11 protein-coding genes are annotated in these 12,767 nt (G+C 70.1%); 7 read left to right on the top strand and 4 right to left on the bottom strand.

The annotated features are described in order from the left end of the window. Positions 1-68 precede the first annotated feature (68 nt). The 4 genes from E1P53_RS07275 to malQ all read left to right on the top strand — a co-directional run bounded on the left by E1P53_RS07275 (position 69) and on the right by malQ (position 4,783). Positions 69-341 carry a GlsB/YeaQ/YmgE family stress response membrane protein gene (locus E1P53_RS07275; protein ID WP_006899706.1) on the top strand — a complete coding sequence of 91 codons (273 nt, stop codon included), beginning with the start codon at positions 69-71 and terminating at the stop codon, positions 339-341. 190 nt (positions 342-531) lie between these two features. Next, complete coding sequence (locus tag E1P53_RS07270; protein WP_006899707.1) at positions 532-1,185, top strand: SDR family oxidoreductase; 654 nt, start codon at positions 532-534, stop codon at positions 1,183-1,185. A gap of 4 nt (positions 1,186-1,189) precedes the next feature. After that, positions 1,190-2,572: an FAD-binding oxidoreductase gene (locus tag E1P53_RS07265; protein WP_131733873.1), complete on the top strand. Its 1,383-nt coding sequence runs from the start codon at positions 1,190-1,192 to the stop codon at positions 2,570-2,572. 78 nt (positions 2,573-2,650) lie between these two features. Next, positions 2,651-4,783 carry a 4-alpha-glucanotransferase gene (gene malQ, locus E1P53_RS07260; RefSeq protein ID WP_131734514.1) on the top strand — a complete coding sequence of 711 codons (2,133 nt, stop codon included), beginning with the start codon at positions 2,651-2,653 and terminating at the stop codon, positions 4,781-4,783. A gap of 4 nt (positions 4,784-4,787) precedes the next feature. Here malQ and E1P53_RS07255 read toward each other — a convergent pair whose 3' ends face one another. Continuing rightward, the gene (locus tag E1P53_RS07255) at positions 4,788-6,002 is read right to left on the bottom strand and encodes an MFS transporter (protein WP_006899710.1); all 1,215 of its coding nucleotides are present in this window, start codon (positions 6,000-6,002) and stop codon (positions 4,788-4,790) included. A gap of 130 nt (positions 6,003-6,132) precedes the next feature. On the opposite strand from E1P53_RS07255, the gene E1P53_RS07250 reads away from it, so the two are divergent. Together E1P53_RS07250 and E1P53_RS07245 are read left to right on the top strand one after the other, a co-directional pair. Next, on the top strand, positions 6,133-7,323 hold the full coding sequence (locus tag E1P53_RS07250) for an ATP-grasp domain-containing protein (RefSeq protein ID WP_131733872.1): 1,191 nt from the start codon (positions 6,133-6,135) through the stop codon (positions 7,321-7,323). A gap of 127 nt (positions 7,324-7,450) precedes the next feature. Beyond that, positions 7,451-8,986, top strand: a complete 1,536-nt coding sequence (locus E1P53_RS07245) for a flavin-containing monooxygenase (protein ID WP_006899712.1) — start codon at positions 7,451-7,453, stop codon at positions 8,984-8,986. A gap of 25 nt (positions 8,987-9,011) precedes the next feature. On the opposite strand, the gene E1P53_RS07240 is transcribed toward E1P53_RS07245, so the two are convergent. The 3 genes from E1P53_RS07240 to E1P53_RS07230 are packed head-to-tail and all read right to left on the bottom strand — an operon-like array spanning position 9,012 to position 11,565. Next, positions 9,012-9,734: a TetR/AcrR family transcriptional regulator gene (locus tag E1P53_RS07240; protein WP_109239352.1), complete on the bottom strand. Its 723-nt coding sequence runs from the start codon at positions 9,732-9,734 to the stop codon at positions 9,012-9,014. A gap of 38 nt (positions 9,735-9,772) precedes the next feature. Further along, positions 9,773-10,444, bottom strand: a complete 672-nt coding sequence (locus tag E1P53_RS07235) for an ABC transporter ATP-binding protein (protein WP_006899714.1) — start codon at positions 10,442-10,444, stop codon at positions 9,773-9,775. Then, the gene (locus tag E1P53_RS07230; RefSeq protein ID WP_006899715.1) at positions 10,441-11,565 is read right to left on the bottom strand and encodes an ABC transporter permease; all 1,125 of its coding nucleotides are present in this window, start codon (positions 11,563-11,565) and stop codon (positions 10,441-10,443) included. Before E1P53_RS07230 ends, E1P53_RS07235 begins: the two co-directional genes overlap by 4 nt. Positions 11,566-11,702: 137 nt before the next feature. On the opposite strand from E1P53_RS07230, the gene E1P53_RS07225 reads away from it, so the two are divergent. Continuing rightward, the gene (locus tag E1P53_RS07225; protein WP_131733871.1) at positions 11,703-12,731 is read left to right on the top strand and encodes a zinc-binding alcohol dehydrogenase family protein; all 1,029 of its coding nucleotides are present in this window, start codon (positions 11,703-11,705) and stop codon (positions 12,729-12,731) included. The last annotated feature ends 36 nt before the right edge of the window (positions 12,732-12,767 follow it).

The following is a 12,767-nucleotide window of genomic DNA, read 5'->3' as shown; positions in this document are numbered from 1 at the left end:
CGAATCGCACCATCTGTCCGACCCGGGCGATTCGCACGCTTCAGACTCAAGGCACTAGGAGGCACACAATGCTGGGAATCGGCATCATCGCATGGATCATCATCGGCGGACTCGCAGGCTGGATCGCCTCCAAGATCATGAAGACCGATGCGCAGCAGGGAATTCTGCTCAACATCGTCGTCGGCGTGATCGGCGGCGTGATCGGCGGCTTCCTGCTGAAAGTCTTCGGCGTCGACGTGGAGGGCGCCGGCTGGATCTTCAGCTTCATCACCTGCCTGGTGGGAGCCTGCATCCTGCTGGCCATCGTCAAGGCCGTCACCGGACGTCGCACTCGCGTCTGACACCCCGACGCCCCGCCCCGGCACGTTCGCGCACCGCGTTCGTGCCGGGGCGTTGTCGTGCCGAGGTGTTGTCGTGCCGGGGCGTTGTCGTGCAAAGGCGTCGACGAACCGGGGCGACGTGGCCTCGGCGTGAGTACGTTGGGACAGGCGCCCACGAGTCCACAAGCGAGCAACCGAAAGTGAGCAGTCAATGACCCGAGTGGCCATCATCGGAGGACACGGCAAGATCGCGTTGAAGCTGGCGAGGATCCTGACCGATCGGGGGGATCAGGTGACCTCGATCATCCGCAACCCCGAGCATGTGCGCGATGTCGCGGAGACGGGCGCGGAACCGGTCGTCGCCGACGTGGAGACCCTCGACGTCGCAGGGATCGCCACCGCGATCGCCGACCACGACGCAGTGGTCTGGTCGGCCGGCGCGGGAGGCGGGAACCCGACGCGGACCTACGCGGTCGACCGGGACGCCGCCATCCGCTCCATCGACGCCGCGGCGAAGGTCGGCGTCCGCCGCTACGTCATGGTGTCGTACTTCGGTGCGGGACCCGATCACGGAGTCCCCGAGGACAACTCGTTCTACGCCTATGCGGAGGCCAAGGCGGCGGCCGACTCCCACCTCAAGGCGAGCGATCTCGACTGGACGATCCTCGGCCCGAGCCGGCTCACCGACGAACCCGGCTCCGGCAGGATCTCCGTGGGCGGCTCGCGGACCGCGGGTGACGAGGTGAGCCGCGACAACGTGGCCGCCGTCGCCGCGGAGGTCCTGGCCAGGCCCGAGACCGTGCACAAGGTCATCGAGTTCAACGACGGCGACACCCCGATCCCCGATGCGGTCGCCCGGGCCTGACGCGATGAGGGCGGCCGACACCCTGCAGGCGTCCCTGCGCGAGGTCGTCGGGGACGCGAACGTCCTGACCGATCCCGATGCGATGGCGGGCTTCCTCGTCGACTGGACCGGCGCATACCGGGGCGAGGCGGACGCCGTCGTGCGACCCCGGACCACCGACGAGGTGTCCGCGGTCGTCCGCATCTGCTCCGGCGCCGGGGCGCGGATCTGCGTGCAGGGCGGCAACACCGGACTGGTCGGCGGGTCGGTGCCGCCGGCGCGGCGTGATCCGGAACGCCCGACGATCCTGCTGTCGACGTCCCGCATGACCGACATCGACGAGGTCGACGTGATCGGCCGCTGCGTCGGAGCCCAGGCGGGCGCGACCGTCGCCGCGATCGACGCGCGCGCCGCGCAGGCCGGTCTGGCGTTCCCGATCGATCTCGCATCGCGCGAGTCGGCCACCGCCGGCGGGGTGGTCTCGACCAACGCCGGGGGGACGCGCATGATCCGGCGCGGCAACACCCGCTCACAGGTCCTCGGCATCGAGGCCGTCCTCGCCGACGGCCGGGTCCTGCGCCGATGGACGTCGCTGATCAAGGACAACGTCGGGTATGACCTCCCGGGCCTGCTCGCGGGCAGCGAGGGCACTCTCGCCGTGGTGACGCGCGTGCTCTTCCGGCTGGTGGTGCCGCCTGCGTCGGCGGTGGTCGCCGTGGCCGCGGTCGACCACGTGCAGACCGCGATCGACCTGATCGGCGCCGCGTCGTCGCAGGGGCTCACCGTCGAGGCCGCCGAACTCATGACCGAGGCCGGGATCGCGCTCGTCCACGAGCACGGGCAGCGGCGCCCCACCGCGAGTCGGGCGCCCTTCTACGTCCTGCTCGAGGTCTGCGGGCCGGGCGACATCGAGGCCGCCACCGCGGAACTGCTCTCCGGCACAGACGGACTCGCCGACGCCGTGCTCGAGCCGGCGCCGGCCCGGGCGCTGTGGGGCGCCCGCGAGAGCCACACCGAGTCCATCACGCGATCGTCGGCGACACCGGTGGTCAAGCTCGACATCTCGGTCCCGATCCGCGCCCTGCCCGAGGCGTTCGCGGATCTCGCCGCGGTGGGGGACTCCGGAGACTTCGACTGCCGTCCGGTTCTTTTCGGACATGTCGGCGACGGCAACATCCACGTCAATCTCCTCGACGTCCCCGTCGAACGCGCCGGCGATGTCACCGACACGGTGTTCGGGATCGTCTCGGCGCACGGCGGTTCCATCAGCGCCGAGCACGGCATCGGACGGGCGAAGGCGCGATGGACCCATCTCGGTCGGTCCGACGTCGACCTGGACGCGATGCGGGCGATCAAGTCGGCTCTCGACCCGCAGTGGCTGCTGAACCCGGGGGTCATCTTCGGGTAGGGGTCGTCGGGTGCGGCCGGGGCGGACACATGCACGGCGGACCCGGCCGAATCCTGAGACCATGACCAGGTGGCTGACGTGAACCCCGACCGCTTGACCGACCTGGCACGTCGTTGCGGTGTGGCCACCGATCACGTGGGCTGGGAAGAGGAGCGGCACGAGGCGAGCCCGGAGACGCTGGTGGCCGTCCTCGACGCGCTCGGTGTCGCGGCGGATTCGCCCGAGGCGATCGAGGAGTCGATCCGGCAGATCGACGAACGACCCTGGCGCGAGTTCGTTCCCGCCGTCACCGTCGTGACCGAGGGGACGGGCAACACCTTCTGCGTCCACGTCCCGCACGGGAATCCGGTGACGGTGACGATCGTCGCCGAGGACGGGCGCATCATCGCGCCCGAACAGCTCGACGTGTGGGTCGACCCGCGGGAGGTCGACGGGCGACTCGTCGGTCGCGCGACCTTCGCGGTTCCGGACTCCCTCGAACCCGGCTACCACCGCATCCACGCCGTCGATCTCGCCGCCTCGGCATCGGGCGAGGCGCCGCTGATCGTCACCCCGCGCCGGCTGCACACCGCCGACCGGCTCCTCGGCGGGCAGCGGTGGGGGCTGGCGGTGCAGCTGTACTCGATCCGGTCGGCGGACTCGTGGGGAGTCGGCGATCTCGCGGACCTGACGGGGATCTGCGAGGCGGCCGGTGCCACGTTCGGGGCCGACTTCGTCCAGGTCAACCCCCTGCACGCGGCGCAACCGCAGCCGCCGATCGAGGCCTCGCCGTACCTGCCGGTCACCCGGCGCTTCCTCAACCCGCTCTACATCCGCGTGACCGACATCCCCGAGTACGAGGGACTGACCAAGTCGCAGCGCAAGTGGGCGCGGAAGGTCGCGCGCGGCTTCCTGGCGGAGAACACCGCCGCCGACAGAATCCGGCGCAACAAGGCCTACCGCGCGAAGATGGAGGCCCTGGAACTGATCTACGGGGTGCCCCTCAGCCGCGAACGCAAGGCCGCGTTGCGCGCATTCCGGCAACGAGAGGGCAAGGGCCTCAAGAGGTTCGCGACCTGGTGCGCGCTCGCCGAGCGGTACGACGCCGACGACCCGCGCTGGCAGGGCAAGTTCCTCGACCCGGCATACGTGAAGAAGAAGCGGCGCAAGCTCTCCCGCCGGATCGACTTCTACATCTGGCTGCAGTGGATCTGCGATCAGCAACTCGCCGCCGCCGCGCACGCGGCCTCGTCGTCGGGGATGTCGATCGGCGTCATGGTCGACCTCGCCGTCGGCGTCGGCCGGCACAGCGCCGACGCCTGGGCGCTCGGCGACGTCCTCGCCACCGGGGTGTCGGTCGGCGCGCCGCCCGACGGCTTCAACCAGCAGGGTCAGAACTGGGACCAGCCGCCCTGGCATCCGCGCAGGCTCGCCGAGGCGGGTTACACGCCCTACCGCGACATGCTCCGCACCGTGCTGCGGCACGCCGGCGGGGTGCGGGTCGACCACATCCTCGGCCTGTTCCGACTCTGGTGGATACCCGACGGGATGAGCGCCGCGCAGGGCGCCTACGTCGACTACGACAGCGAGGCGCTCATCGGGATCCTCGCGCTCGAGGCACAACGGGCCGACGCGGTCGTCGTCGGCGAGGACCTCGGCGTCTTCGAACCGACGGTGCAGGACACGTTGCGCGAGCGCGGAATCCTCGGAACCTCGATCCTCTGGTTCGAGCAGGACCGCGACGGAGCCGTCCCGCCCGAGCGCTACCGCGAACTCTGCCTGACCTCGGTGACGACCCACGATCTCCCGCCGACCGCCGGTTACCTCGCCGGCGACCACGTCGCCCTGCGTGCCCGGCTCGGCATCCTCGAGACGAGCGAGGAGGCCGAACGCGAACGCGTCGAGCGCGAGCGCGATGCCGTGCTCGACCTCGCCCACGAGCGCGGACTGCTCCCGCGGGACATCCCGCTCGCCGCGCCGGAGGTCGTCGACGCGCTGTACGCGCTCATCGCCCGCAGCCCGTCGGTGCTGCTGAGCGTCGCCCTCGTGGATGCGGTGGGCGAGCGGCGGATTCAGAACCAACCGGGCACGAACGCGAGGCAGTACCCGAACTGGTGCATCCCGCTGGCCGACGCCGACGGTGAGGTGGTCCTCGTCGAGGACCTGGTCAGCAGCGCCCGGTTCCGCGCGCTGGCGGAAACCCTCGCCGCCGCAGGGGTGCCGCGGACCTGAGGCGTCAGCCGGCGCGCCGGACGGCGGCGACCGTCAGGATCAGCGACAGCAGCGCGAGCACCGCGGCGCCGGCGTTGAACACGATGCCCGCCTCCTGCAGCCCCCAGGCGCGGGCGGTGAGCCCTTCGCCGACGATGGGGATCGAGATGCCCACGTAGGCGACGACGAAGAAGGTGGAGGTGACCTCCGCGCGGCGGTCGTGCGGGGCGGCCGCCACCACCGAGGCCAGGCCCTTGGAGAACGACATGCCCTGCCCGATGCCGGAGACCATGGCCCCGGCGACGACCAGCGCCGCCGATGCGGTGACGAGGCCCGCGGTGGACAGGCACGTGCCGCCGATCAGGATCGCGCACCCCGCGACCAGCGCCGTGTCGGTCGGCATGCGGCGTACCACGATCTGCGTGACGGCACTCGACGCGAACACCGCGAACACCACCACCCCGGCGAAGGCGAGGTTGTCGATGCCGAGGATCGACGACAGGAACGTCGGCGCCACCCCGGTGAACGTCCCGGTGACCGCGAACCCGGCGAACGCCGCGATCGAGGCACGGGTGAACACGGCGCGCATGTCGGCGGGCACCGAGAGCCGCTGGATGCCCAGTCGTGCACCCGGTTTCACGGCGACGGTCTCGGTCAGGCGCCAGATCCCGGCGAAGGCGAGCGCCAGCAGCGCGAGGTCGACGGCGAACGGGGTGTGCAGCGGGGCGGGGGCGTACTGGGCGAGCACACCGGCGATGAGGGGACCCAGGCCGAGTCCGCCGATGTTGGCCGCGGTGGCGACCGCCGGTGCCCGTCCGCGCCACGACGGCGGGGCCAGTTCGATGATGGCGGTGGTCGCCGCGCCGGCGTAGATGCCGGCGGACATCCCCGAGATGACCCGGCCGATCAGCATCTGCCACACCGGGCCCGCGGTCAGGAAGACGACGGCGCTGACCGCCGACAACGCCGCCCCTGCGATGAGCAGGCGCCGACGCCCGACGACGTCGGACCAGCGGCCGAAGAGGATCAGCGCCGCGATGACACCGGCCGCGTAGACGGCGTAGATCACCGTCGTCGTCGCGACCCCGAAACCGAGCTGCTCGCCGTAGATCGCGTACAGCGGTGTCGGCATGGTGGTACCGAGCATGACGACCGCGAAGGCGTACACGGCGGCGACGAAGGACCGGGTCGTCGACGTGGTGGCCGAGGGCGTGGTCGGTCCGGCGGTTCGGGAATTCATGAGAAGGCCAAACTACTCCGGGGCCCTGTGCGCGGCCGTTCCGGGCCGTATTTGTGCCTGCGGGCGCGGATCCGTGCTGTCACGGCGGCGTCGTCCGATTCGACGCGGACACATGTTCTACTTTCGTCTCATGACGATTGCCGACCCCCGAATCCTGGTCACCACCTCCCGGATGCCCTTCGCCGTCGACGAGATCCACAAGCTCGGGCAGACGGGCCGAGACGTCACGGCCGCCGACACGTTCGCCTCGGCGCCGGGCAGCCACTCGCGCGGCGCGACTCGCCACATCGTGGTGCCGGCGCCCACCCAGCAGACCGAGGCGTTCATCGACGCGGTGATCGAGGCCATCGGCGAGTACGACGTCAACTGGCTGCTGCCGATGTTCGAGGAGGTCTTCTATCTCGCACGGCACCGGGACCGGATCGCCGCCGCGCACCCCGCTACGGAGCTGTTCTTCCCCGACTTCGACACCCTCGCCCGCGTGCACGACAAGGTCACCTTCACCGAGCTGTGCCGCGAACTCGGGCTGCCCGCCGCGGAATCGGTGACCGTCACCAGCCGAGACGAACTGCGCGAGGCCACCGGGCGCTGGCCGCACTGGTTCGCTCGCGCCGCATACGGTCGTGGCGGCCTCGACATCCTCACCAACACCGGCCCGCTGGCCGGGGAGTCCTCCGTCGACGACGTGACCCCCACCGCCGAGGACCCGTGGCTGGTGCAGGAGTTCCTGAAGGGCGTCGACCGCTGCAGCTGGAGCGTCGCCCATCACGGCGAGATCGTGCTGCACTCCTGCTACGAGCACCCGCTGGCGATCGACGACCGCGGCGGCATCGTCTTCCAGTCGGTGGACTCGCCCGAGTCGCTCGAGGCCGCCCAGAAGATCGCCCGGGAGCTGAACTGGCACGGGCAGATCAGCTTCGACTACCTGGTCACCGAGGACGGCGAGCACCACATGGTCGAATGCAACCCGCGTCCCACCGCCGGGTGCACCGTCGCCACCGCGGAGGAGTTCGACAAGGCCCTGTTCGATCCGGGCGAGCTGGTGGTCGTGCCCGCCGGACGCAAGAAGATGATCAAGGCGGCGGTGCTCCGCGACATCATCAAGCATCCGTCGCATCTGCGGAAGAACCTGGAGGCGGCCAAGGGCGCCACGGGTGTCTACGACCAGAAGCACGACCACCTGCCCCTGCTCTACTCGGCGCTGTCGCTGCAGCATGTCCTGGCCTACCGGCGCGAGCTCGGACTCGACCGCAACAAGGCCGAGGAGCTGATGGCGACCCAGTTCTTCGACGTGCTGTGGGACGGGACCGCCATCGCCTGATTGCGTTTGACGCCGGGGCGGTGGCCGGGAGCATGTCCGGTGACCTGGCCCGATGGGCGATGGGCGATGGGCGGCGGGTGTGTGCTAGATTACAGTAACTGCTGGTAACAGTTATTGGGGGTCAGTCATGCAACCCGCACGCCCAGGTCCCGGTCTTCCCGGTCCCGATGGTCCCGGTCGCGAGGTCCCGGAACACGAGGTGCTGATCGTCGGTGCCGGCTTCGGCGGGATGGGTGCGGCCATCGCGTTCAAACGCCTCGGCATCGACGACATCGCCATTCTCGAACGTGAGGACGACCTCGGCGGGACCTGGCACGTCAACCACTACCCCGGACTGGCCGTCGACATCGCGTCGGTGACCTACTCGTACTCCTTCGAGCCCAACCCGAACTGGTCGCGGCTGTTCGCCCCGGGCCCCGAGCTCAAGCGCTACGCCCACCACGTCGCCGACAAGTACGACCTCAAGCGCCACATGGAGTTCGGCGCCCGGGTCGACTCGGCGGCGTGGGACGACGACGCCCGGATCTGGCGGGTCCGTACCGCCGACGGCGCCGAGCGCACGGCCCGGTACCTGGTGACCGCGACCGGTTTCCTGTCCCAGCCGCACGTGCCGGATTTCCCGGGGCTCAAGAACTTCCGGGGAAAGATCCTGCACACCGCGGACTGGGAGGACGACTTCGACCTCACCGGCAAGAAGGTGGCGGTCATCGGCACCGGCGCGACGGCGGTGCAGCTCATCCCGGAGGCGGCGAAGGCGGCCGAGTCGCTCACCGTCTTCCAACGCACGCCGATCTGGGTGGTGCCCAAGGTCGACTTCCCGATCCCGCCGCCGGTGCAGCGCATGTTCCGGCGTGTGCCGCTCACCCAGAAGGCGGCCCGGGTGGTCAACACCTCGATGCTGGAGCTGCTCATGGTGGCCGGGGTCCTGCACCACAAGCAGCTCAAGCCGGGCAACAAGCTCGCCGAGTTGCTGGCCAAGGCACATCTTCGCGTGCAGGTCCGCGACCGGGAGCTACGGCGCAAGCTGACCCCGGACTACGACTTCGGGTGCAAGCGGCCGACCTTCTCCAACACCTACTTCGCCAGTTTCGCCAAGCCCCACGTCACCCTCCAGACCAGCGGCATCGCGCGGCTGGAACCCGACGCGATCCTCGCCGCCGACGGCACGCGCATCGAGATCGACACCCTCGTCCTGGCCACCGGGTTCAACCTCTGGGACGTGAACTTCCCGGCCTTCGAGATCACCGGACGGGAGGGCCGTGAGCTCGGGAAGTTCTGGCGGGAGAACCGCTTCCAGGCATACGAGGGCGTGACGGTGCCGAGGTTCCCGAACTTCGTCTCCCTGAACAGTCCGTACTCCTACAGCGGGCTGTCGTACTTCACCACCATCGAGGGGCAGATGAAGCACATCACGCGACTCTTCGGCGAACTGCGCCGGCGCGGGCGCGACACCTTCGAGGTCACCGAGGCGGCCAACGACGCCTTCCTCGACGAGATGACCGATCGCCTGCAGTCCTCGGTGTTCTACAACGGGAACTGCGCCACCTCGCGCAGCTATTACTTCAACCAGCACGGGGAGGCGACGCTGCTCCGACCGTCGTCGACCCTGCGCACGCTGCGTGAGATGGACTCGTTCCCGTTGAGCGATTACGAATTCCGGTGAGCCACCGCGAATTCCACCGGGTCGATCACCGATCCCGCTGGGGCGACCACGAATTGCCCGGGTCCGGCGCCGAGCCGGGGACGAGTCCGAGGTAGCCGCCGAGCAGGCGGCGGATCATCGCGAGGATCTCCTCGCGGACCGCGGCGATCTTCGGGTCCGCGGCGGGGGCGGGGGCTGGGGCGGAGTCGGTGCCGGTCTCCCGGGGCTCCTCGTCGTCAGAGTGCTCGTCGTCGGAGTGCTCGGCGCCGAGTGACCGGCAGGCCTGCAGGATCACCGAGTCGATGATCCCGGCGACCTCCCGCGGGTGCGACTCGCCGTGCGCGACGAGGGCCTCGATCAGGGGCTCCTGCAACTCGGCGTGGAATCGCTGCATCGGCTCCAGCAGGACGCTCGGGTCGACGACGCGTGCGAGTGCGTTGGCGACCGCCTGCTCGGAGCCGACGAACAGGTCGACGTTCGCGCAGATGTACGCCCAGATGCGGCGACCCGGCTCGGACTCCGCGGACACGCGGTCGCCGACGAAGCGCCCCCAGCTCGGGAACAGATCGGCCACCACGGCCTCGAGCAACTCGTCGCTCGAGGAGAAGTACTGGTAGACGCTCGACCGCGCCAGGCCCACCCGCGCTCCGACCGCGGCGAGGCTCGGGGCCTTTCCGGTCTCGGCGAGGATGGCCTTGGCGCCGTCGAGGATCGCCTGCATCTGCTGGCGGCGGTGCTCGGCGAGGGTGGGCGCCTGGATGCGAGGCAAACGCCCACCTCCTCAGCTCATTCGATCGGTCAAAACTGCTAGGACGACACCGCTTTCAGTGTTCCGTCGATCATCTCGTACACCTTGTCACAGTGTACGAGCACGTCCTGGTCGTGGGTCACCATGATCGTGGCGACGCCGTGCTCGTGCGCCTCGCGGGCGAGGAGCTCGACGATCTCGTGGCTGCGCCGGCGGTCCAGCGCGGCGGTGGGCTCGTCGACGAGCAGGACGTCGGGGCTGGTCACGAGCGCCCGGGCGATTCCCACGCGCTGCCGCTCGCCGCCCGAGAGCTGATGGGGACGACGCTTGGCCTTGTGGCTCATGCCCACGCTGGCCAGCAGGTCGGCGGGCGACCGCGGGTTCTCGACCTTGCCGAACGTCAGCGGCAACCGCAGCTGGTCCTCCACGGTGAGGGCGCCGAGCAGGTTGCCGCTCTGGAACACGAAACCGATGTGCTCACGGCGGATCCGGGTCAGCTCCTTCTTCGACGCGGTGCCCAGGTCGACGCCGCCGACGGTGACGGTGCCCGACGTCGGGGTGGTGAGTGCGCCGGCGACGGCGAGCAGGCTCGACTTGCCGGAGCCGGACGGGCCGACGATGGCGACGAACTCGCCGGGGGTGACGTCGATGCTGACGTCGTCGAGTGCGGTGACGACGTCCTCGCCGTCGCCGTGGACGAGAGTGACGTTCTTCAGGGACAGAGCGCTCATCGGTTGCCTCCCAGCGCGGTCAGGGGGTCGACGCGGGTGATGCGGAGAACCGCGACGGCGGCGCCGATCATTCCGAACAGGACCAGCAGGGTGCCGGCGACGGCGACCGATCCGGCCTCGAGTGCGAACGGCATGGGGGTCGAGCCGATGGCGGCGCCGATGCCCACGCCGATGCCGATGCCGACCAGGGCCGAGACGAGCAGCAGGATGAAGGACTGGGCGAGGGAGTCGCGCAGCAGGTAGCCGGTGGAGGCGCCCATGGCGCGCATCACCGCGATCTCCTGACGGCGCTGGATCGTCCAGACGGTGAAGAAGGCGCCGACGACGAGGGCCGAGATCGCGTACAGGAACGCCTGGATGAGCGACAGGGTCGACGTCTCGGCGGTGTAACCGGGCGAGGCGCCGAAGGACTCGTCGAGCGTGAGCGAGGTGGTGTCGGCGGCGGCGTCACCGGCCGCGAGGTTCACGTCCTTGCCCTTCACCGCGACCGCGGTGATGTCCTCGTAGACGCGCGGGGGGACCGGCTCGCCCGGACGCGCGCCGGCGCGGATCTCCTGCCACGTCTTCAGCGGCACGTAGGCGACGTCGACGTGACCGAAGGTGCTCTGGCCGTCGAGGACGCCGACGACGCGCAGCTGCGTGCCGAGCGGTTCGACTGTCACGACGTCGCCGATCTTCAGCCCGTTCTCCTCGGCGGTCTCGCTGATCACGATCTCGCCGGGAGCGCCCGAGAGGGACTCGCCCTTGGCCGCCTTCGGGTCGACGAACGATCCCGGCTCGACGCCGAAGAGGGCGAGGTCGATCTCGAGGCCCTTCTCGGTGCGGCCGTTGACGAGGGTGTTGCCGAACGGGGCCGCGGCCTCGACGCCCGGCTGCTCCTTCCAGGTCTCCACATCGGAGATCGGGACCAGCGAGCGGGAGAAGGCAGAATCGGTGGCGACGTCCTTCTGGAAGGCGAAGGAGGTCACCGGCAGCTTCTTGAGGCCGGAGACGCCGTCGTTGACGAGGCCCACGGACAGGCCGCTGAGCAGGACCATCAGGATCGCGATGAGCGCGACCACCGATCCCATCAGGGCGAAGCGCCCGCGGGCGAAGGACAGTTCACGGAGTGCGAGGAACACGTCACTGCCCTCGCTGATTTGCCGACAACATGTCGGAAAGTTTACCGACGCGATGTCGGAAAAACGAGTTCGTCAATGGTGAGACCGGTCGCACTTCACTTGCGTCGAGCCCGCCCGATCGGCGATAACCTCGGGGTATGCGCGCGTGGTCGGTGACAGAGCCGGGACCGATCGCCTCCCGGCCGTTGCAACTCGTCGACAAACCCGATCCGCGGCCCGGTCCGGGGGAGCTGCTGGTCCGGGTGCGGGCCTGCGGGGTCTGCCGAACGGACCTGCACGTCGCCGAGGGCGATCTGCCGGTCCATCGCGAGGGTGTGACGCCCGGACACGAGGTGGTCGGGGAGGTTGTCGAACTCGGCCCGGGTGCGCAGGGGTTCGCGCCCGGCGACCGCGTCGGCGTCGCCTGGCTGCACCGGACGGACGGCACCTGCGACTGCTGCCGCCGCGGCGCCGAGAACCTGTGCGCCGCATCGGTGTACACCGGGTGGGACGTCGACGGCGGGTACGCCGAGTTCGTCACCGTGCCCGCCGCGTTCGCCTACGCCCTGCCCGACGACGTCGACGACGTGTCGATCGCGCCGCTGCTCTGCGCGGGCATCATCGGCTACCGCGCGCTGCGGCGGACCGGCCTGCTCGATGCCTCGGTCGCCGAGTCGGGGCGCCCGCGTCGGCTGGGTCTCTACGGCTTCGGCGGTAGCGCGCACCTGTGCGCCCAGGTGGCGATCGCGCTGGGCATGGAGGTCCACGTGATGACGCGCGGCGAGCAGTCCCGCCGGCTCGCCGCCGAACTGGGGGCGGCGTCGGTGGGCGGCGCTTACGACGCCCCGCCGGTGTTGCTGGACGCCGCGATCACCTTCGCACCCGTCGGCGAGTTGGTCCCGGTCGCGATGCGCGCCCTCGACCGCGGCGGCGTCCTGTCGATCGCCGGCATCCACCTCAGCGACATCCCGGCGATCAACTACGAGCGGGAACTGTTCTACGAGAAGGAGATCCGCTCCGTCACCGCCAACACGCGGGAGGACGGGCGCGAGTTCCTGGAGCTTGCCGCTCGCCACGGGGTGCGGGCGACGACGCACGAGTACCCGATGTCGGAGGCCGACGCGGCACTCGCCGACCTCGAGGCGGGGCGATTCGACGGCGCCGCGGTGCTCGTCGCCCCGCGCTGAGGCCCACGACCTCGAGGTCCACATTGCTCGGTGTCC

Origin of the sequence: Gordonia paraffinivorans (assembly GCF_900683595.1) — a bacterium.
Lineage (GTDB): Bacteria > Actinomycetota > Actinomycetes > Mycobacteriales > Mycobacteriaceae > Gordonia > Gordonia paraffinivorans.
Note: the sequence above shows the minus strand (reverse complement) of the source record. Positions and strands in the feature narration are given on the sequence as shown.

Excerpts from the sequence above, each read along its gene's own strand:
- E1P53_RS07250 (WP_131733872.1), top strand. The coding sequence starts at position 6,133 with ATGACGATTGCCGACCCCCGAATCCTGGTCACCACCTCCCGGATGCCC.
- E1P53_RS07225 (WP_131733871.1), top strand. The coding sequence starts at position 11,703 with ATGCGCGCGTGGTCGGTGACAGAGCCGGGACCGATCGCCTCCCGGCCG.
- E1P53_RS07245 (WP_006899712.1), top strand. The coding sequence starts at position 7,451 with ATGCAACCCGCACGCCCAGGTCCCGGTCTTCCCGGTCCCGATGGTCCC.
- E1P53_RS07270 (WP_006899707.1), top strand. The coding sequence starts at position 532 with ATGACCCGAGTGGCCATCATCGGAGGACACGGCAAGATCGCGTTGAAG.
- E1P53_RS07275 (WP_006899706.1), top strand. The coding sequence starts at position 69 with ATGCTGGGAATCGGCATCATCGCATGGATCATCATCGGCGGACTCGCA.
- E1P53_RS07265 (WP_131733873.1), top strand. The coding sequence starts at position 1,190 with ATGAGGGCGGCCGACACCCTGCAGGCGTCCCTGCGCGAGGTCGTCGGG.
- E1P53_RS07235 (WP_006899714.1), bottom strand. The coding sequence starts at position 10,444 with ATGAGCGCTCTGTCCCTGAAGAACGTCACTCTCGTCCACGGCGACGGC.
- E1P53_RS07255 (WP_006899710.1), bottom strand. The coding sequence starts at position 6,002 with ATGAATTCCCGAACCGCCGGACCGACCACGCCCTCGGCCACCACGTCG.